Below are 17,543 nucleotides of genomic sequence, written 5' to 3'. Positions count from 1 at the left end.
ACGCCGTCAGCCGCCTGAGCGCCTCAGATGGCGCCCAGATTGCGTAGCGTAGCGATGCGCTCGGCGTCATAGCCCAGCTGCCGGAGAATCGCCGCCGTATGTTCCCCCAGCTGTGGGCCCAGCCACTCGGTGCTGCCCGGAGTTTCCGACAGCTTGGGCACGATGCCGGGGATGCGGAACTCCCGGCCGTCCGGCAGGCGCGCGCTCTGCAGCATGTCGCGGGCGAGGAACTGCGGATCGCCGAACATGTCCTCGACGCTGTAGATGCGGCTGGCCGGCACCTCGGCCTGCTGCAGCAGCGCCAGCACCTCGCTCAGCGGCAGCGACTGTACCCAGCGGTCGATCACCCCGTACAGCTCGTCGCGCCGCGCATCGCGGCCGGCGTTGTCGGCCAGCTGTGGATCGTTGGCCAGATCGTCGCGGCCGATGGCCAGCATGAAGCGTTTGAAGATGGCGTCGCCGTTGGCGCCGATCTGCACATGCTTGCCGTCGGCGCTGGTATGGATCGAGGAGGGCGTGATGCCGGGCATGATGTTGCCGGTGCGCTCGCGGATGAAGCCGAACACGTCGAACTCCGGGACCAGGCTCTCCATCATGGCGAACACCGCCTCGTACAGCGCGACGTCGACCACCTGGCCCTGGCCGCCGTTGACCTCGCGATGGCGCAGCGCCATCAGCGCGCCGATCACGCCCCACAGCGCGGCGATCGAGTCGCCGATGGAGATGCCGGTGCGCACCGGCGGCCGGTCCTCGAAGCCGGTGATGTAGCGCAACCCGCCCATCGACTCGCCCACCGCGCCGAAGCCCGGCTGATCCTTCATCGGTCCGGTCTGACCGAAGCCGGACAGGCGCACCATGACCAGCTTCGGGTTGAGCGCATGGAGCACCTCCCAGCCGAGGCCGAGCTTTTCCAGCACGCCGGGGCGGAAGTTCTCGATCAGGATGTCGGCCTCGCGCACCAGCTGCTTGAGGATGGCCTGCGCCTCGGGATGCTTGAGGTTGAGGGTCAGCGACTGCTTGTTGCGCGCCTGCACGAACCACCACAGCGAGGTGCCCTCGTACAGCTTGCGCCACTTGCGCAGCGGATCGCCGCCGTCGGGCGACTCGATCTTGATCACCTCGGCACCGAACTCGGCGCAGATGCGCGAGGCGAAGGGGCCGGCGATCAGGGTGCCGAGTTCGATGACCTTGAGGCCGGCAAGGGGTTTGGAAGGGCTGGTCATGGCGGCTCCGGGAGGGGCTGGAGAGGGGACGACGGGCGATTGTACATCCGGGACCGGCTGCGGCAGCGAGCCTCCCGCTCGGCAGGCCGGCCGTTCGGGACTGGCGCCACTACCCCGGACACGCCTAGAGTGTGACTGGCTGCACATTATTGCGAGGGGCGCGCGTGGCGGCACAGGCTGACTGACTCGGGGCCGTTGTGTCTGCCTGCGCACACCAGGGTGAATGTCCATGCTCCTGCACTATCCGACCCTGCTGCTGTTGGACATCTGCGCGCTTGCCTTGCTGGGTGGGCTGATGCTGCATGCCTGGTGGCGGAGCGAGCACGAGACGACGCTGGGCTTCCTGGCCGGAATGCTCCTGCTGGCGGCCCTCGGCACGGCGACGCACGGCCTGCGTGGCCTGGGCGCGGAAGCCCTGCCCATCGTCCTTGCCAATATGCTTCTGCTGCTGGCGGCGGGGCTGGGTTGGACCGCCATGCGCGTTTTCGCCACCCGGCCACCCTGGTGGCCAGGAGTGGCCGGCGGGGCCCTGCTGTGGGGGCTGCTGTGCCTGTGGCCGCAGTTCATGACCTCGTTGCCCCTGCGCGTGACGGTGGGCACCCTGTTGGCGATCCTCTACACCGGCCTGTCGGTCTGGGAGCTGTGGCGAGCCCGTCACCGCCTGGAGGTGGCCATCGCGCCGGCGGTGACCCTGCTGCTGCTGCATGCGCTGTTCCTCGCCGCCCTCCTGCTCGTCGGCGGCGGCGAGAGCATCGTCTGGCGCTTGAGCGGTGAGGGCGCGGGCTTCATCGCCTGGCGCCTACTGGAAACCCTGCTGTTCGCCACCGGCATCGCCTTCATCACCCTGGCGATGGTCCACGAGCGCGCCGAGGTGCGCTACCGGGCCGTGGCCAATCGCGATCCGCTCACCGAGATCGGCAACCGCCGCGCCTTCATGGAGGGCGCGCAGGTGTTGCTGAGCGGTTGCCAGCGCGCGGGCCGGCCGGCGGCGCTGCTGCTCTGCGATCTCGACCACTTCAAGCGTCTCAACGACAGCCACGGCCATGCTCTGGGAGATGCCGCGCTGGTCGCTTTCGGTCAGGTGCTGGCGCGCAGCGTGCGCCAGCAGGACGTCTGCGGGCGGATCGGCGGCGAGGAGTTTGCCTGCCTGCTGGCCGATGCCGACGCTTCGGTGGCGGCGCAGGTGGCCGAGCGCATTCGCCGCGAGTGCAGCGAGTTGACTCTGCAGTCCACCGAGCCGGTCAGCATGAGCGTCAGCATCGGTCTGGCCGCGACCGAGCAGTCCGGCTACGACCTGGCCATCCTGCTGGGGCGCGCCGACCAGGCGCTGTACCGGGCCAAGGCCGGCGGGCGCGACCGGGTCGAACTGTATCGCGACTGACGGCCGGCGCGCGGGCCGGCCGGGCCGATTCGGAGTACACTGGCTGCCTTTTTTCCTCCAGCCAGGAAGCGGTTCATGGCCCTGCAGTCCACCCCCTACAAAGTCGAACTCAACCTCACCGACCTCGATCGCGGCGTCTACCAGAACCTGCGCTTCACCGTCGCCAAGCATCCCTCGGAAACCGAGGAGCGCCTGGTCGTGCGCCTGCTGGCCTACGCACTGTGGTACGACGAGCAGGTCGCCTTCGGCCGTGGCCTGTCCGACGTCGACGAGCCGGCGCTGTGGGAGAAGAGTCTCGACGACCGCGTGCTGCACTGGATCGAGGTCGGCCAGCCGGACGCCGACCGCATGACCTGGTGCTCGCGGCGCGCCGAGCGGGTCAGCGTGCTGGCCTATGGCGGCCTGCGCGTCTGGCAGGACAAGGTGGTGGGCGCGGTGAAGAGCCTGAAGAACCTCAACATCGCCGCGCTGCCGCAGGAGCCGCTGGCCGAGCTGGCCCGCGACCTGCCGCGCTCGCTGTCCTGGAGCGTGATGATCAGCGAGGGCACCCTGTTCGTCACCGACGAGCGCGGCCAGCATGAGCTGCCGGTGGAGTGGCTGCTCGGCGAGCGCGGCTGACATCCCCGCGCTGGCGGGCGGTGCGGCCAGGCGCTGGCGCCTGCATCGTCAGCGCCAGTGCGCCAGCAGTGTCCGCTGCTGGCGCTGCGCCGCTTCCAGGCCCAGCGGCGCCAGCCGCAGCGTCGCGCCGGGCGGGCACTGCGCTAGCCGGGCCAGCGCCTGCGGCGTCAGCGCGCCGAGGCGCGGGTAGCCGCCGATGGTCTGGCGGTCGTTGAGCAGGACGATGGGCTGGCCGTCGGCCGGCACCTGGATGGCACCCAGCGGGATGCCCTCGGAGATCATCTCGCCGCGCCGGCACTCCAGGCGCGGGCCGAGCAGGCGCACGCCCATGCGGTCGGCGCGGTTGTCCACCGTCCACTCGCGGTTGAAGGCGTCGAACAGGCTCTGCCCGGCGAAGTCGCCGATCTGCGCGCCGAGCACCACGGCCAGCGGCGCGTGGCTGCTCAGGTCGGGAATCAGCGCGGCCGGTAGCGCCCGCGGCGCCGGCGAGCCGCCGTGCCAGTGCAGGCGCTCGCCGCCCGCCAGCGGCCGGCCGTCGCCGTGCAGGCCGCCGAGTCCCTCGCGGGTCACGGTGGCGCAGCTGCCCAGCACCGGCGGCGCGACGAAGCCGCCGGGCGCGGCCAGGTAGGCGCGCACGCCCAGGCGCGCCTGGTTGAGGCTGAGGCGCTGGCCGCGGCGCACGACGAAGCTGCGCCAGGGCGCCAGCGGCGCGTCGTCGAGGCGCGCGTCCAGGTCGGCGCCGCACAGGGCCAGGCAGACGTCCTGCTCGGCGACCAGGCTGAAGCCGCCGAGGGTGATCTCGATCACCGCGGCGTCCGGCGGATTGCCGAGCAGCCAGTTGGCCCAGCGCAGGGCGATCCAGTCGGCGCCGCCGCCCTGGCCGACGCCGAGGTGGCGCACGCCGAAGCGGCCGGCGTCCTGCAGGCTGGCCAGCAGGCCCTGGCGTTCGATCACAAGGCTCATGGCTGCACCGCGAAGGGCGTGTCGTCGCCGCCGAGGCGGAGGAATTCGGCGCGCTCGACCGGCTTGAAGCGCACCCGGTCGCCCGGTTGCAGCAGGCTGCGGCCCTGCGCGCGGTCGAACAGCGGGATCGGCATGCGCCCGATCAGGTTCCAGCCGCCGGGGGAGACGGCGGGATATACGGCGGTCTGCCGGTCGGCGATGCCCAGGCTGCCGGCGGGCACCCGCTGGCGCGGGGTGGCCAGGCGCGGCGCGGCCAGCTGTGGCTCGACCAGCCCCAGATAGGCGAAGCCCGGGGCGAATCCCAGGGCGAATACCCGGTATTCGTGGCGGCTGTGCCGCTCGATCAGCCCGGCGACGCCCAGCCCGCTGCGCTCGGCGAGCAGCGCCAGCTCCGGGCCGACCGCGGCGTCGTACCACACCGGCAGGCGGTGCAGGGCGGTGCCTTCGCTGCTGGCCGGCTCGAGATCGTGCAGCGCCTGGTGGATCAGTGCGCGGGCCTGGCCGTCGTCGAGCCGTTCGAGATCGTAGTGCAGCATCAGGGTGGTGTAGGACGGCACCAGGTCGACCAGCGCCGCGCCGAAGGCCGCGCGCAGCCGCTGGGTGGCGGCCAGCAGCCAGGGCATGTGCGCCTCGTCGATGGCGTCGAACAGGCGCAGCATCAGGCAGTCGACCGCGACGACCTCGATGCGCAGGTTCATGCCGGCAGCCCGTCCAGCGCCGCGCGGATGCGCCGTACCGCGGCCACCGAGCCGGCGTTGTCGCCGTGTACGCACAGGCTGTCGGCGCGCAGCAGCAGGGCGCTGCCGTCGCTGGCGGTCAGCGGCTGGCCGCCGGCCAATGCCAGCGCCTGGGCGATCACCTGCGCGCTGTCGTGATGCACCGCGCCGGGCTGGCTGCGCGGCAGCAGGAAGCCGTCGCCGTCGTAGCCGCGGTCGGCGAAGGTCTCGAACCACAGGGTGACGCCCGCCTCGGCGGCCAGCGCCTCGGCGGCGCGGTTGTCGCGCACCGACATCAGCATCAGCGGCAGGGAAGGATCGTACAGGCGCACCGCGCGCAGCACCGCGCGCAGCAGTTCGGGCTGGCGCATCATGTCGTTGTACAGCGCGCCGTGCGGCTTGACGTAGCCGACCCGGCTGCCCTCGGCGCGGCAGATGCCGTCCAGTGCGCCGATCTGGTAGAGCAGCATGTCCTCGACTTCCTGCGCGCTGCAGGCCAGCGAGCGGCGGCCGAAGCCGACCAGGTCGGGGTAGGCGGGGTGGGCGCCGATGCGTACCCCGTGCTGCGCCGCCAGCGCCACGGTGCGGCGCATGGTCGAGGGATCGCCGGCGTGGAAGCCGCAGGCGATGTTGGCGCAGTCGATGTGCGGCATGACTTCGGCGTCGAGGCCCATGGTCCAGGCGCCGAAGCTTTCGCCGATGTCGCAGTTGAGGAGCAGGCGGCTCATGGCGGTTCCTTGTCGCGGAAGCTGAGGATGGGCATAAGTTACCAGCAAACGTTGCGCGGCCCGATCCCGACCGCAGCGCTTGGCGCATTGCTGTATGCTTGCCGGCTTCGTTCCCGAGCCGACCGACCCGATGCGCATCGTTCCCCGCTCCCTGCCGTCCGTCCTGCCCGATCTGGGTGACCTGCCGCCGCTGCTGACCCGCCTGTACGCCGCCCGCGGCGTGCAGTCCGCCGCCGAGCTGGACAAGGCGCTGGCGCGGCTGATTCCGTATCGCGAGCTGCAGGGCATCGACGCCGCCGTCGCGTTGCTGGTGAGCGCGCTGGAGCAGCGCCAGCGCATCCTGATCGTCGGCGATTTCGACGCCGACGGCGCCACGGCCAGTTCGGTCGGCGTGCTGGCGCTGCGCATGCTCGGCGCCGCGCACGTCGACTACCTGGTGCCCAACCGCTTCGAGTACGGCTACGGCCTGACCCCGGAGATCGTCGCCGTGGCGCTGGACAAGCGCCCGGAGCTGCTGATCACCGTGGACAACGGCATCTCCAGCCTCGACGGCGTGGCGGCGGCCAAGGCGGCGGGCCTCGCGGTGCTGGTCACCGACCACCACTTGCCCGGCCCCGAGCTGCCGGCGGCCGACGCCATCGTCAATCCCAACCAGCCGGGTTGCGGCTTCCCGAGCAAGGCGCTGGCCGGGGTCGGGGTGATCTTTTACGTGCTGCTCGCCCTGCGCGCGCGGCTGCGCGAGCTGGACTGGTTCGCCCGCGCAGGTATCGCCGAGCCCAACCTCGCCGAGTTGCTCGACCTGGTGGCGCTCGGCAGCGTCGCCGACGTGGTGCCGCTGGACGCCAACAACCGCATCCTGGTCCACCAGGGGCTGGCGCGGATCCGCGCCGGGCGGGCGCGGCCGGGGCTGCGCGCGCTGCTCGAGGTGGCCGGCCGCGACCACCGGCGTATCACCTCGACGGACCTGGGCTTCATCCTCGGCCCGCGCCTCAACGCCGCCGGCCGGCTGGACGACATGAGCCTCGGCATCGAGTGCCTGCTCTGCGAGGACGAGGCGCTGGCCCGCGACATGGCCCGGCAGCTCGATCAGCTCAACCACGACCGCAAGGCCATCGAGCAGGGCATGCAGCGCGAAGCGCTGGCCCAGCTCAAGGAGCTCAAGGAGGACGAGCTGCCGTTCGGCTTGTGCCTGTTCGACGCCGACTGGCACCAGGGGGTGATCGGCATCCTCGCCTCGCGGCTCAAGGAGCGCTACCACCGGCCGACCATCGCCTTCGCCGATGCCGGCGACGGCGTGCTCAAGGGCTCGGCGCGCTCGATCCCCGGTTTCCACATCCGCGATGCGCTGGACGCGGTGGCGGCGCGTCATCCGGGGCTGATCAGCAAGTTCGGCGGCCACGCCATGGCCGCCGGCCTGTCGCTGCCGGCGGAGAATTTTCCGGCCTTCGCCGCCGCCTTCGACGCCGAGGTGCGCCGCCAGCTGGTCGAGGACGATCTCACCGGGCGGCTGCTCACCGACGGCGCGCTGTCCGCCGAGGAGTTCCGTCTCGACCTCGCCCAGCAGCTGCGCCACGCCGGCCCCTGGGGTCAGCACTTCCCCGAGCCGCTGTTCCATGGCGTGTTCGAGATCGTCCAGCAGCGCATCGTCGGCGAGCGCCATCTCAAGCTGGTGCTGAAGAGCGAGTGTGGCCGCGCCCAGCTCGATGCCATCGCCTTCAACATCGACCGCGAACTGTGGCCCAACCCCAACGTGCGCTGGGCCGAGGTGGCCTACAGGCTGGACGTCAACGAGTACCGCGGCCAGGAGAGCGTGCAGCTCATGGTCGCGCATATCGAGCCGCGCTGAGACAGGCCTCTGGCTCCCGCACGGCCGCGCGGGAGGCCGGCCCGGTGCCATGCAGCATGCCCCTTGATTCTCCGCGCCGGCGGCGCAATATCCGCAGGATAACGGACTACCTGCGGAGCCCCGCCATGATCCAGCTGTTCCAGCCGCTGACCCTGCGGCAACTGACCCTGCCCAACCGCATCGTGGTGTCGCCGATGTGCCAGTACAGCGCCCGCGAGGGGCTTGCCAACGACTGGCATCTGGTCCACCTCGGCAGTCGCGCCACCGGTGGCGCCGGGCTGATCATCGTCGAGGCGACCGGGGTTACCCCCGAGGGGCGGATCAGCCCGCACTGCCTGGGCCTGTGGAGCGACGCGCAGATCGAGCCGCTGCGCCGTATCACCCGTTTCATCGACAGCCAGGGCTCGGTGGCCGGCATCCAGCTGGCCCACGCCGGGCGCAAGGCCGGCACCTGGCGGCCGTGGGAGGGCAAGGCCGGCTCGGTGCCGCTGGAGCAGGGCGGCTGGACGCCGCTGGCGCCGTCGGCGATTCCCTTCGATGCCAACCATCACACCCCGCAGGCCCTGAGCCGCGAGCAGATCGCTGGCGTGGTGCAGGATTTCGCCCGTGCCGCCGAGCGTGCGCTCAAGGCCGGCTTCAAGGTGGCCGAGGTGCATGCCGCGCACGGCTACCTGCTGCACCAGTTCCTCTCGCCGCTGAGCAACCAGCGCGACGACGAGTACGGCGGCAGCTTCGCCAATCGTATCCGCCTGCTGCTTGAGGTCGTCGATGCGGTACGCGCGGTATGGCCGGCCGAGCTGCCGCTGCTGGTGCGCCTGTCGGCCACCGACTGGCTGGACGGTGGCTGGAGCGAGCTGGAGACGGTCGAGCTGAGCGCGTTGCTCAAGGCGCGCGGCGTCGACCTGATCGACGTGTCCTCCGGCGGCTTGGCGCCCAATGCGCAGATCCCGGTGGGGCCGGGCTACCAGTCGCGCTTCGCCGAGCGGGTGCGCCGCGAGGCCGGCATTCCCACCGGTGCGGTCGGCCTGATCACCGAGCCGGCGCAGGCCGAGCATGTGCTGCGCAGCGAGCAGGCCGACCTGGTGCTGCTGGCCCGCGAGCTGCTGCGCGATCCCTACTGGCCGTTGCACGCCGCCGAGGTGCTCGGCCACCGTCTGCCCTGGCCGGCGCAGTACGTGCGCGCCGCCCAGCGCGACACGCCGATCCGCGACCTGGGTGCGGATCTCGACTGAGGTAGTCACATCCGCTTGCAGTTTTCCCGGCGTCACGGCTGTCGATCCGCCGGGGTGCCCGGCATGATCGACAGCTTTTCACAGGAGGCTGAACATGGACACCCGCAGTCTGCTCGACCAGTTGCTCAAGGCCGCTCCCGGCCTGCTCGGCAACGCCGGCAACCAATCGAAATCGCGCAGCGAGGAGCGCCCGGCCGGCAAGGACAACGGCCTGGGCAGCCTGCTCTCCGGCGCCACCGGCGGGGCGCTGGCCGCCGGCGCCATCGGCCTGCTGCTGGGCAACAAGAAGGCGCGCAAGTACGGTGGCAAGGCGCTGACCTACGGCGGCCTGGCCGCGCTCGGGGTGATGGCCTGGAAGGCCTACAGCAACTGGCAGAGTCAGCAGGGCGGCGGCCAGCCGGCGAGCGCAGCGCAGACCATCGACCGCCTGCCGCCACCGCAGGCCGAGCAGCACAGCCACGCGATCCTGCGCGCGCTGATCGCCGCAGCCAAGGCCGACGGGCATATCGACGCGCGTGAGCGCGAGCTGATCGACGCCGAGATGGCCCGTCTGAGTGGCGATCCGCAGCTTCTGCGGTGGATCGACAATGAGCTGCACCAGCCGCTCGACCCGGCGGCGGTGGCGCGCGCCGCGCTGACCCCGGAGATGGCCGCCGAGATGTTCCTCGCCAGCCTGCTGGTGGTCGACGAGCAGAACTTCATGGAGCGCGCCTACCTCGACGAGCTGGCCCGCCAGCTGCGCCTCGATCCGGCGCTGCGTGCCGAGCTGGAGCAGCAGGTGCGCCAGGCGCAGTAGGTCGTTCAGCCGGCGCTGCGGTACTCCGGCAGTTCGCCGAGGCGTTGGCGCAGGTAGTCGACCAGCTGGCGCACCTTGGGCGACAGGTTGCGCTGCGGCGGATGCAGCGCCCACACCGCGGTGTTCGGCGGGCGCTGGTCATCCAGCAGGGCGACCAGCGCGCCGCTCTGCAGATGTTCCAGCACGTAGTAGTCCGGCAGCTGGCACAGGCCGAAGCCGCGCAGGGCGGCGTCGAGCACCGCCGTGCCGCTGTTGCAGCGCCAGTTGCCCTGCACGCGCAGCTGGGTTTCCCCGCCATCCTCGGCGAAACTCCACAGATCGCTGCTGCCGACCAGACAGTTGTGCCGGATCAGTTCGCTCAGGCTGCGTGGCGCGCCGGCGCGCGCAAGGTAGGCGGGCGCGGCGCACAGGTACATCTCGCGCGGCGCCAGGCGGGTGGCGACCAGGCGCTCCTCGCTCAGGCGGCCGAGGCGGATGGCCAGGTCGAGGCCCTCGTGGAGCAGGTCGAGGGGACGGTTGGTCAGCTGGATGTCGACGCTCAGCTGCGGATGCAGGGCCATGAACTCGTTGACCAGCGGCACCACGAAGCGTTCGCCGTAGGCCACCGCGCAGGTCATGCGCAGCAGCCCCTTGGGCTCGGCGGACAGGTCGCTGACCGCGCGCCAGGCCTCGTCGCGGGCGTCGATCAGGTTGCGGCAGTGTTGCAGGAAGGTCTGTCCGGCCTCGGTCAGACTGACCCGGCGTGTGCTGCGATACAGCAGGCGAGTCTGCAGGCAGTCCTCCAGACGGGCGATCTGCCGGCTGACGTGCGAGGAGGATACGCCGAGGCGCTCGGCGGCGGCGGTGAACTGGCCGCATTCGGCCACGGCGACGAACTCGTCGAGGCCTTCCCAGCGGTTCATGGCGACTCCTTGGAGATCACGTGATTGTCCCTGTGTGGCAATAATGTTTTGCCTGGCGGCCGATTACTGGCCATTCTGAGCTGATCTACACTTTTCGTCATCCTGGGCATGGTGACGGTCGTCGTTGCCGTGCCCGTTCCGTCAGCGTTCCAAGGAGTTGCGCATGATCAAGTCGCGTGCCGCCGTAGCCTTCGCCCCCAACCAGCCGCTGCAGATCGTCGAGGTGGACGTCGCGCCGCCGCAGAAGGGCGAGGTGCTGGTGCGCATCGTCGCCAGCGGCGTGTGCCATACCGACGCCTACACCCTGTCCGGCCAGGACAGCGAGGGCGTGTTCCCCTGCATCCTCGGCCACGAGGGCGGCGGCATCGTCGAGGCGGTGGGCGAGGGGGTCACCTCGGTCAAGGTCGGCGACCACGTGATCCCGCTGTATACCGCCGAGTGTGGCGAGTGCAAGTTCTGCAAGTCCGGCAAGACCAACCTGTGCAGTTCGGTGCGTGCCACCCAGGGCAAGGGCCTGATGCCCGACGGCACCAGCCGCTTCAGCTACAACGGCCAGCCGGTCTACCACTACATGGGCTGCTCGACCTTCTCCGAGTACACCGTGCTGCCGGAGGTCTCGGTGGCGGTGATCCCCAAGGAGGCGCCGCTGGAGAAGGTCTGCCTGCTCGGCTGCGGGGTGACCACCGGCATCGGCGCGGTGCTCAACACCGCCAAGGTCACCGAAGGCTCGACCGTGGCGATCTTCGGCCTCGGCGGCATCGGTCTCGCCGCGATCATCGGCGCCAAGATGGCCAAGGCCAGCCGGATCATCGGTATCGACATCAACCCGGCCAAGGAGGCCGTGGCCCGCGAGCTGGGCCTCACCGACTTCGTCAACCCGAAGGAACACGACAAGCCGATCCAGGAAGTGATCGTCGAGATGACCGACGGCGGTGTGGACTACAGCTTCGAGTGCATCGGCAACGTGCAGCTGATGCGCGCGGCGCTGGAGTGCTGCCACAAGGGCTGGGGCGAATCGACCATCATCGGCGTGGCCCCGGCCGGTGCCGAGATCAGCACCCGTCCGTTCCAGCTGGTCACCGGCCGCGTCTGGCGCGGCAGCGCCTTCGGTGGCGTCAAGGGCCGCAGCGAGCTGCCGAGCTACGTGGAGAAGTCGCAGAAGGGCGAGATCCCGCTGGATACCTTCATCACCCACACCATGGGCCTGGAGGACATCAACAAGGCCTTCGAGCTGATGCATGAGGGCAAGAGCATCCGTACCGTCATCCACTTCTGAAGCTGACCCGCGAGGCTCTCCGGCCTCGCGGGTCTCTCGTAGGGTGCGCATGGTGCACCCTATGGAGTCGATGAACGCGCCCACGCGCCTGTCGTGGGCGCGCCGTTTCCGGACATCGTGCAAGGATTTACCCATGAGCCTCGAACTGCTCTCCAGCCAGAAAAGCTTCGGCGGCTGGCACCACCGTTACCGTCACCACTCGGCCACCCTCAAGTGCGACATGGTGTTCGCCGTCTACCTGCCGCCACAGGCGGAGCAGGGCGCCAGCCTGCCGGTGCTGTACTGGTTGAGCGGGCTGACCTGCACCGACGAGAATTTCATGCAGAAGGCCGGCGCCCAGCGCCTGGCCGCCGAACTGGGGCTGGTCATCGTCGCGCCGGACACCAGCCCGCGCGGCCCGGACGTGCCGGGTGATCCGGACGGCGCCTGGGACTTCGGCCTCGGCGCCGGCTTCTACCTGAATGCCACCCGGGAGCCGTGGGCGCAGCACTACCGGATGCACGACTACGTGGTGCTCGAGCTACCGGCCTTGATCGAGGCGAACTTTCCGGTCAGCGACCGGCGCGGCATCAGCGGCCACTCGATGGGCGGGCATGGCGCGCTGGTCTGCGCCCTGCGCAACCCCGGGCGCTATCTGTCGCTGTCGGCCTTCGCGCCGATCTCCAATCCGAGCAATTGCCCGTGGGGCGAGAAGGCCTTCGCGCGCTACCTCGGCGAGGATCGCGACGCCTGGCGCGAGTGGGATACCTGCGCGCTGCTGATCGCGGCGGACGAGCGCCTGCCGATCCTGGTCGACCAGGGCGAGGCCGACAGCTTCCTCGACGTGCAGCTCAAGCCGGAAGTGCTGCGCGCCACCGCCGCGGCGGTCGGTCATCCGCTGACCCTGCGCCTGCAGCCGGGCTACGACCACAGTTACTACTTCATCGCCAGCTTCATCGACGATCATCTGCGCCATCATGCGGCGGCGCTGAATGGCTGACGCGCCCAGCGGCCGGCCAGTCCTGTAGAATCGCGCCCTGATTTCCTTCAGGGCGTTTTTCCATGCGTATCGGCCACGGCTACGACGTGCACCGCTTCGGCGAGGGCGAGTTCATCACCCTCGGCGGTGTGCGCATTCCCCACAAGTTCGGGCTGGTTGCCCACTCCGACGGCGACGTGCTGCTGCACGCGCTGAGCGACGCGCTGCTCGGCGCCGCGGCACTTGGTGACATCGGTCGCCACTTTCCGGACACCGACCCGCAGTTCAAGGGCGCCGACAGCCGTGTCCTGCTGCGCCACGTGGTCGGTCTGGTGCAGAACAAGGGTTGGCGGGTCGGCAACGTCGACGCCACCATAGTCGCCCAGGCGCCGAAGATGGCGCCGCACATCGAGGCCATGCGCGGTCACATCGCCGCCGACCTGCAGGTCGAGGTCGAGGCGGTCAACGTCAAGGCCACCACCACCGAGAAGCTCGGTTTCACCGGCCGCGAGGAGGGCATCGCCGTGCATGCGGTCGCCCTGTTGCTGCCGCGATGAGCGAGCTGCTCGACGAGCTGGCCCTGCTCGGGCCGACCGCCTGGGGCGAGCCGTGCGGTAGTGCCGTGCTCAAACACACGGCCGAGGACTTCCAGGTCAACGAGGTGCTCGACATTCCGCTGTCCGGTAGTGGCGAGCACCTGTGGCTGTGGGTGGAGAAGCGCAATCTCAACACCGAGGAGGCCTCCCGGCGGATCGCTCGCGCTGCCGGCGTGCCGCTCAAGGCGATCAGCTACGCGGGGCTCAAGGATCGTCAGGCACTGACCCGCCAGTGGTTCAGCCTGCACCTGCCCGGCAAGTCCGACCCGGATCTGGCCGCTGCCGAGGGCGACGACCTGCGCATCCTCGAGCGCATCCGTCACTCGCGCAAGCTGCAGCGCGGCGCCCATGCTGCCAACGGTTTCATCATCCGCCTGACCGCCCTGCAGGCCGACTGCGCGGCGCTGGAGCAGCGCCTGCGCCAGATCGCTGAGGGCGGCGTGCCCAACTACTTCGGTCTGCAGCGCTTCGGCTTCGACGGCGGCAACCTGCACGAGGCGCGCCACTGGGCTGGGCAGGGCAGCCTGCCGGAACAGCGCAACCGTCGCTCGCGGGTGCTCTCGGCGGCGCGCAGCTACCTGTTCAACCGGACGCTGGCGCTGCGCGTGGCCGAAGGCAGCTGGAATCGCGCCCTGCCGGGTGACCTGCTGGCGTTCACCGACAGCCGCAGCCACTTCCTCGCCGGTGAGGCCGAGTGCGCCGATCCGCGCCTGGCGGCGCTCGACCTGCATCCCACCGGCCCGCTGTTCGGGCGCGGCGAGCTGCGCAGCGGCGGGGCGCCGCTGGCGCTGGAAAATGGCGTGCAAGCGTCCGAGGCGTCGCTGGTGAACTGGCTGGCAAATGCGGATCTCGAGCAGGAGCGGCGTATCCTGCGCCTCCCCATCGCCGGGCTGGCGTGGCATTATCTCGGCACCGATACCCTGCAACTTGAATTCGTCCTGCCGGCCGGCTGTTTCGCTACCGTGGTGGTACGCGAGCTCGTCCGGCTGCTGCCGAGTGGAACTACGGAAACCCCATGCGCTTATTGATCGCCAACGACGACGGCGTGTACGCCCCCGGGATAGTTGCGTTGCACGAGGCGCTGGCCGACTACGCAGAGTGCGTGGTGATCGCACCGGACGCCGATCGCAGCGGAGCGAGCAGCTCGCTGACCCTGGATCGCCCGCTGCATCCGCAGCGCCTCGCCAACGGCTTCATCAGCGTCAACGGCACGCCGACCGACTGCGTGCACCTGGGCCTCAACGGCCTGCTCGAGCACACCCCGGACATGGTGGTCTCGGGGATCAACCTCGGTGCCAACCTCGGCGACGACGTGCTGTATTCCGGCACCGTGGCGGCGGCCCTCGAGGGGCGCTTCCTCGACAAGCCGGCCTTCGCCTTCTCCCTGCTGTCGCGCCAGCCGGACAACCTGCCGGCCGCCGCGCACATCGCCCGCCGGCTGGTCGAGGCGCACGAGCAGCTCGATCTGCCACCGCGCACGGTGCTCAACGTCAACATCCCCAACCTGCCGCTGGAGCGCATCCGTGGCGTGCAGCTGACCCGTCTCGGCCATCGCGCGCGCGCCGCTGCGCCGGTCAAGGTGGTCAATCCGCGCGGCAAGGAAGGCTACTGGATCTCGGTGGCCGGCGATGCCGAGGATGGCGGCCCGGGTACCGACTTCCACGCGGTGATGCAGGGCTACGTGTCGATCACCCCGCTGCAGCTGGATCGCACCTTCCACGAAGCCTTCCGCGGTCTGAGCATTCTGGAGAGCCTGTTGTGAGGACGGACGATCTGCAGCGCCGAGGGATCGGCATGACTTCCCAGCGCACCCGCGAGCGTCTGATCCAGCGTCTCTACGAGGAGGGGCTGAGCAACGCCCAGGTGCTCGAGGTCATCCGGCGAACGCCGCGCCACCTGTTCGTCGACGAGGCGCTGGCGCATCGTGCCTACGAGGACACCGCGCTGCCGATCGGCCACAACCAGACCATCTCCCAGCCGTTCATGGTCGCGCGGATGACCGAGCTGCTGCTCGCCGGCGGTCCGCTGGACAAGGTGATGGAGATCGGCACCGGCTCCGGTTACCAGACCGCGGTGCTCGCCCAACTGGTCGAACGGGTGTTCTCCGTCGAGCGCATCCAGCCCCTGCAGGATCGAGCCAAGGAGCGGCTGCTTGAACTCAATCTGCGCAATGTGGTCTTCCGTTGGGGGGACGGCTGGGAAGGCTGGCCGGCGCTGGCGCCCTACAACGGCATCATCGTCACCGCCGCGGCCGCCCAGGTGCCGCAGGCCCTGCTCGATCAACTGGCCCCCGGTGGCCGCCTGGTGATCCCGGTCGGCAGCGGCGACGAGCAGCAGCTGATGCTGATCATCCGCGAGGGCGTCGGTTTCACCCGGCAGATCCTCGATTCCGTGCGCTTCGTACCGCTGTTGAGTGGTACGGTGTTCTGAGCTGTACCCCCTGATTTTTCGGAATGGACCGATGCGTAATTCTTTTCTGCTGTTCGCCAAGGGCGTAGCCATGGGCGCAGCCGATGTGGTGCCGGGCGTTTCCGGAGGCACCATCGCTTTCATCAGCGGCATCTACGACGAGCTGCTGCGCTCCATCGCCGCAGTGCCGGCAGCGCTGCGCGAGTTGCTGCGGGGCAACGTTCGTCTGGCCTGGCGCACCGCCAACGCCAACTTCCTGCTGGTGTTGTTCTCCGGCATCCTCGGCAGCGTGTTCAGCCTGGCACGGGTGATCACCTGGCTGCTGGAGCACCAGCCGATCGCCATCTGGTCGTTCTTCTTCGGCCTGATCGTGGTGTCGAGCTGGCTGGTCGCCCGCGAGATCCAGCGCTGGCACTGGTCCGGCTGGCTGAGTTTCGTGCTGGGGGCGCTGTTCGCCTGGTGGATTACCGTGGCGGCGCCCATGCAGTGGGGGCATGACCCGCTGAGTCTGTTCTTCGCCGGGGCCATCGCCATCTGCGCGATGATCCTGCCGGGGATTTCCGGCAGCTTCCTGCTGGTGCTGATGGGTCTGTACAGCTTCGTCCTCGATGCCGTCAAAACCCTGGATCTGGCGGTGCTGCTGGTGTTCGCCGCTGGCTGTGCCTGCGGTCTGCTCAGCTTTGCCCGTCTGCTCAGCTGGATGCTGAGTCACATGCGCAACCTGACGCTGACCTTCCTGACCGGTCTGATGCTCGGCTCGCTGAACAAGGTGTGGCCATGGAAGGAAACCCTGACCTGGCAGGCCGACCGGCACGGCGAGCTGCAGCCGCTATTGCAAGCCAATCTGTTGCCGACTCGCTACGCTGAAATGAGTGGGCAGGATCCCCAGGTGATATTGGCCCTGCTGCTGGCCTTGGGTGGCGTGATGCTGGTGCTGGGGCTGGAATGGTTGGCCCGGCGCCGGCCGGATGCTTCGCAGAGTGGGAACTGAGTTGCAGCGATGAGCATGACAATCCATTTCGATCCGCTGGAAGAGGGCATGTCCCGGAATCCGTCGAGCCGACCGCTGCGGTTGTGTGCCGGGATCTGCGCGAGTCTCATGCTGGGGGCTCTGGCCGGTTGCGCCACATCCAGCGGCACCAGTCAGAGCGTCGATCCCCGCCCTGTGGCTGCGGCTTCTCGTCCGGCGGTGACCGAGGGGCAGTATCGCGTCCGTCGCGGTGACACCCTCTACGCCATCGCCACCCGGCACGGCTGGGACTGGCAGTCCCTCGCCCGACACAATGGCATCGAGGCGCCCTATACCCTGCGTGTGGGGCAGGTGATCCGCTTCGGCAGCGGCACGGCTGGCAAGACTCCGCAGGCTACGGCCGTCACGAGTCCTGCCCCGGTCGCGGTTCCCCCGGCCCAGCCGGTGGTGGCTGCCCCGCCGGTCGCCAGCCCGGCCACGGCGGCGCCAGCCACCTCGAGCACCTCCGCCAGCAGTGCTCCGCCGAAAGTTTCTCCCAGTGGCTGGGGCTGGCCAGCCAACGGCCAATTGATCAGCCTGTATTCCTCAAACAGTAGTTTGAATAAAGGCATTGATATAGGTGGCGACTTGGGACAGCCTGTTTACGCCGCGTCGACTGGGAATGTGGTGTACGCGGGAAGTGGACTCAGGGGATACGGCGAGCTCGTTATCATCAAGCATAACGACACTTACGTGAGCGCCTATGGTCATAACCACAGGTTGCTGGTTCGGGAGGGGCAGCGGGTCAAGGCCGGGGAGAAGATTGCCGAAATGGGATCGACGGGGACGGACCGAGTCAAACTGCATTTCGAGATTCGTCGTCAAGGCAAGCCTGTGGATCCATTGCAATATCTGCCGCGTCGCTGACCTGTCACCTTTTGCCGATAGCG

The 17,543-nt window shown here is 69.4% G+C and carries 18 protein-coding genes; 13 read left to right on the top strand and 5 right to left on the bottom strand.

What is annotated here, in order from left to right; genetic code table 11:
• Positions 1–23: 23 nt before the first annotated feature.
• A complete protein-coding gene (locus tag BLT78_RS10055) occupies positions 24–1,223 on the bottom strand; it encodes a CaiB/BaiF CoA transferase family protein (RefSeq protein WP_090348843.1) in 1,200 nt (399 codons plus the stop codon).
• Positions 1,224–1,452: 229 nt separating this feature from the next.
• Here BLT78_RS10055 and BLT78_RS10050 point away from each other — a divergent pair, with 229 nt between their 5' ends.
• The gene (locus BLT78_RS10050; RefSeq protein ID WP_090348842.1) at positions 1,453–2,604 is read left to right on the top strand and encodes a GGDEF domain-containing protein; all 1,152 of its coding nucleotides are present in this window, start codon (positions 1,453–1,455) and stop codon (positions 2,602–2,604) included.
• Positions 2,605–2,679: 75 nt separating this feature from the next.
• Complete coding sequence (locus BLT78_RS10045; protein ID WP_090348841.1) at positions 2,680–3,222, top strand: YaeQ family protein; 543 nt, start codon at positions 2,680–2,682, stop codon at positions 3,220–3,222.
• Positions 3,223–3,270: 48 nt separating this feature from the next.
• On the opposite strand, the gene BLT78_RS10040 is transcribed toward BLT78_RS10045, so the two are convergent.
• From BLT78_RS10040 to BLT78_RS10030, 3 genes are read right to left on the bottom strand one after another with little or no spacing between them, the layout of a single operon-like run.
• Positions 3,271–4,185 (bottom strand): 5-oxoprolinase subunit C family protein, encoded by a 915-nt coding sequence (locus BLT78_RS10040; protein ID WP_090348840.1) that lies wholly within the window; start codon positions 4,183–4,185, stop codon positions 3,271–3,273.
• On the bottom strand, positions 4,182–4,883 hold the full coding sequence (locus BLT78_RS10035) for a 5-oxoprolinase subunit B family protein (RefSeq protein WP_090348839.1): 702 nt from the start codon (positions 4,881–4,883) through the stop codon (positions 4,182–4,184). The genes BLT78_RS10040 and BLT78_RS10035 overlap by 4 nt, the downstream gene beginning before the upstream one ends.
• Positions 4,880–5,629 carry a 5-oxoprolinase subunit PxpA gene (locus tag BLT78_RS10030; protein ID WP_090348838.1) on the bottom strand — a complete coding sequence of 250 codons (750 nt, stop codon included), beginning with the start codon at positions 5,627–5,629 and terminating at the stop codon, positions 4,880–4,882. Before BLT78_RS10030 ends, BLT78_RS10035 begins: the two co-directional genes overlap by 4 nt.
• Before the next feature lie 130 nt (positions 5,630–5,759).
• Here BLT78_RS10030 and recJ point away from each other — a divergent pair, with 130 nt between their 5' ends.
• The 3 genes from recJ (at position 5,760) to BLT78_RS10015 (ending at position 9,503) form a co-directional block, all read left to right on the top strand.
• A complete protein-coding gene (gene recJ / locus BLT78_RS10025; RefSeq protein ID WP_090352249.1) occupies positions 5,760–7,475 on the top strand; it encodes a single-stranded-DNA-specific exonuclease RecJ in 1,716 nt (571 codons plus the stop codon).
• Between the two features lie 125 nt (positions 7,476–7,600).
• A complete protein-coding gene (locus BLT78_RS10020) occupies positions 7,601–8,707 on the top strand; it encodes an NADH:flavin oxidoreductase/NADH oxidase (RefSeq protein WP_090348837.1) in 1,107 nt (368 codons plus the stop codon).
• Positions 8,708–8,801: 94 nt separating this feature from the next.
• Positions 8,802–9,503, top strand: coding sequence for a tellurite resistance TerB family protein (locus BLT78_RS10015; RefSeq protein WP_090348836.1), 702 nt, complete (start codon positions 8,802–8,804; stop codon positions 9,501–9,503).
• A gap of 5 nt (positions 9,504–9,508) precedes the next feature.
• Here BLT78_RS10015 and BLT78_RS10010 read toward each other — a convergent pair whose 3' ends face one another.
• On the bottom strand, positions 9,509–10,405 hold the full coding sequence (locus tag BLT78_RS10010) for a LysR family transcriptional regulator (protein ID WP_090348835.1): 897 nt from the start codon (positions 10,403–10,405) through the stop codon (positions 9,509–9,511).
• 163 nt (positions 10,406–10,568) lie between these two features.
• Here BLT78_RS10010 and BLT78_RS10005 point away from each other — a divergent pair, with 163 nt between their 5' ends.
• The 8 genes from BLT78_RS10005 to BLT78_RS09970 all read left to right on the top strand — a co-directional run bounded on the left by BLT78_RS10005 (position 10,569) and on the right by BLT78_RS09970 (position 17,520).
• Positions 10,569–11,681, top strand: a complete 1,113-nt coding sequence (locus BLT78_RS10005) for an S-(hydroxymethyl)glutathione dehydrogenase/class III alcohol dehydrogenase (protein WP_090348834.1) — start codon at positions 10,569–10,571, stop codon at positions 11,679–11,681.
• Positions 11,682–11,814: 133 nt separating this feature from the next.
• Positions 11,815–12,660 carry an S-formylglutathione hydrolase gene (fghA, locus tag BLT78_RS10000; protein ID WP_090348833.1) on the top strand — a complete coding sequence of 282 codons (846 nt, stop codon included), beginning with the start codon at positions 11,815–11,817 and terminating at the stop codon, positions 12,658–12,660.
• 62 nt (positions 12,661–12,722) lie between these two features.
• A complete protein-coding gene (gene ispF / locus BLT78_RS09995; RefSeq protein ID WP_090348832.1) occupies positions 12,723–13,196 on the top strand; it encodes a 2-C-methyl-D-erythritol 2,4-cyclodiphosphate synthase in 474 nt (157 codons plus the stop codon).
• Positions 13,193–14,263, top strand: coding sequence for a tRNA pseudouridine(13) synthase TruD (gene truD, locus BLT78_RS09990; RefSeq protein WP_090348831.1), 1,071 nt, complete (start codon positions 13,193–13,195; stop codon positions 14,261–14,263). The genes ispF and truD overlap by 4 nt, the downstream gene beginning before the upstream one ends.
• Complete coding sequence (surE, locus tag BLT78_RS09985) at positions 14,251–14,997, top strand: 5'/3'-nucleotidase SurE (protein WP_090348830.1); 747 nt, start codon at positions 14,251–14,253, stop codon at positions 14,995–14,997. Before truD ends, surE begins: the two co-directional genes overlap by 13 nt.
• A 32-nt stretch (positions 14,998–15,029) precedes the next feature.
• Entirely contained in the window at positions 15,030–15,665 is a 636-nt protein-coding gene (locus BLT78_RS09980) for a protein-L-isoaspartate(D-aspartate) O-methyltransferase (protein WP_090348829.1), read from the top strand.
• Positions 15,666–15,696: 31 nt separating this feature from the next.
• Positions 15,697–16,635 carry a DUF368 domain-containing protein gene (locus BLT78_RS09975; protein WP_090348828.1) on the top strand — a complete coding sequence of 313 codons (939 nt, stop codon included), beginning with the start codon at positions 15,697–15,699 and terminating at the stop codon, positions 16,633–16,635.
• Positions 16,636–16,683: 48 nt separating this feature from the next.
• Positions 16,684–17,520, top strand: coding sequence for a peptidoglycan DD-metalloendopeptidase family protein (locus BLT78_RS09970; protein WP_408003113.1), 837 nt, complete (start codon positions 16,684–16,686; stop codon positions 17,518–17,520).
• Positions 17,521–17,543 lie beyond the last annotated feature (23 nt).

This window comes from Pseudomonas oryzae, assembly GCF_900104805.1.
In the GTDB taxonomy this organism is placed as follows: domain Bacteria; phylum Pseudomonadota; class Gammaproteobacteria; order Pseudomonadales; family Pseudomonadaceae; genus Geopseudomonas; species Geopseudomonas oryzae.
This window is presented reverse-complemented; position numbering and strand designations above follow the sequence as displayed.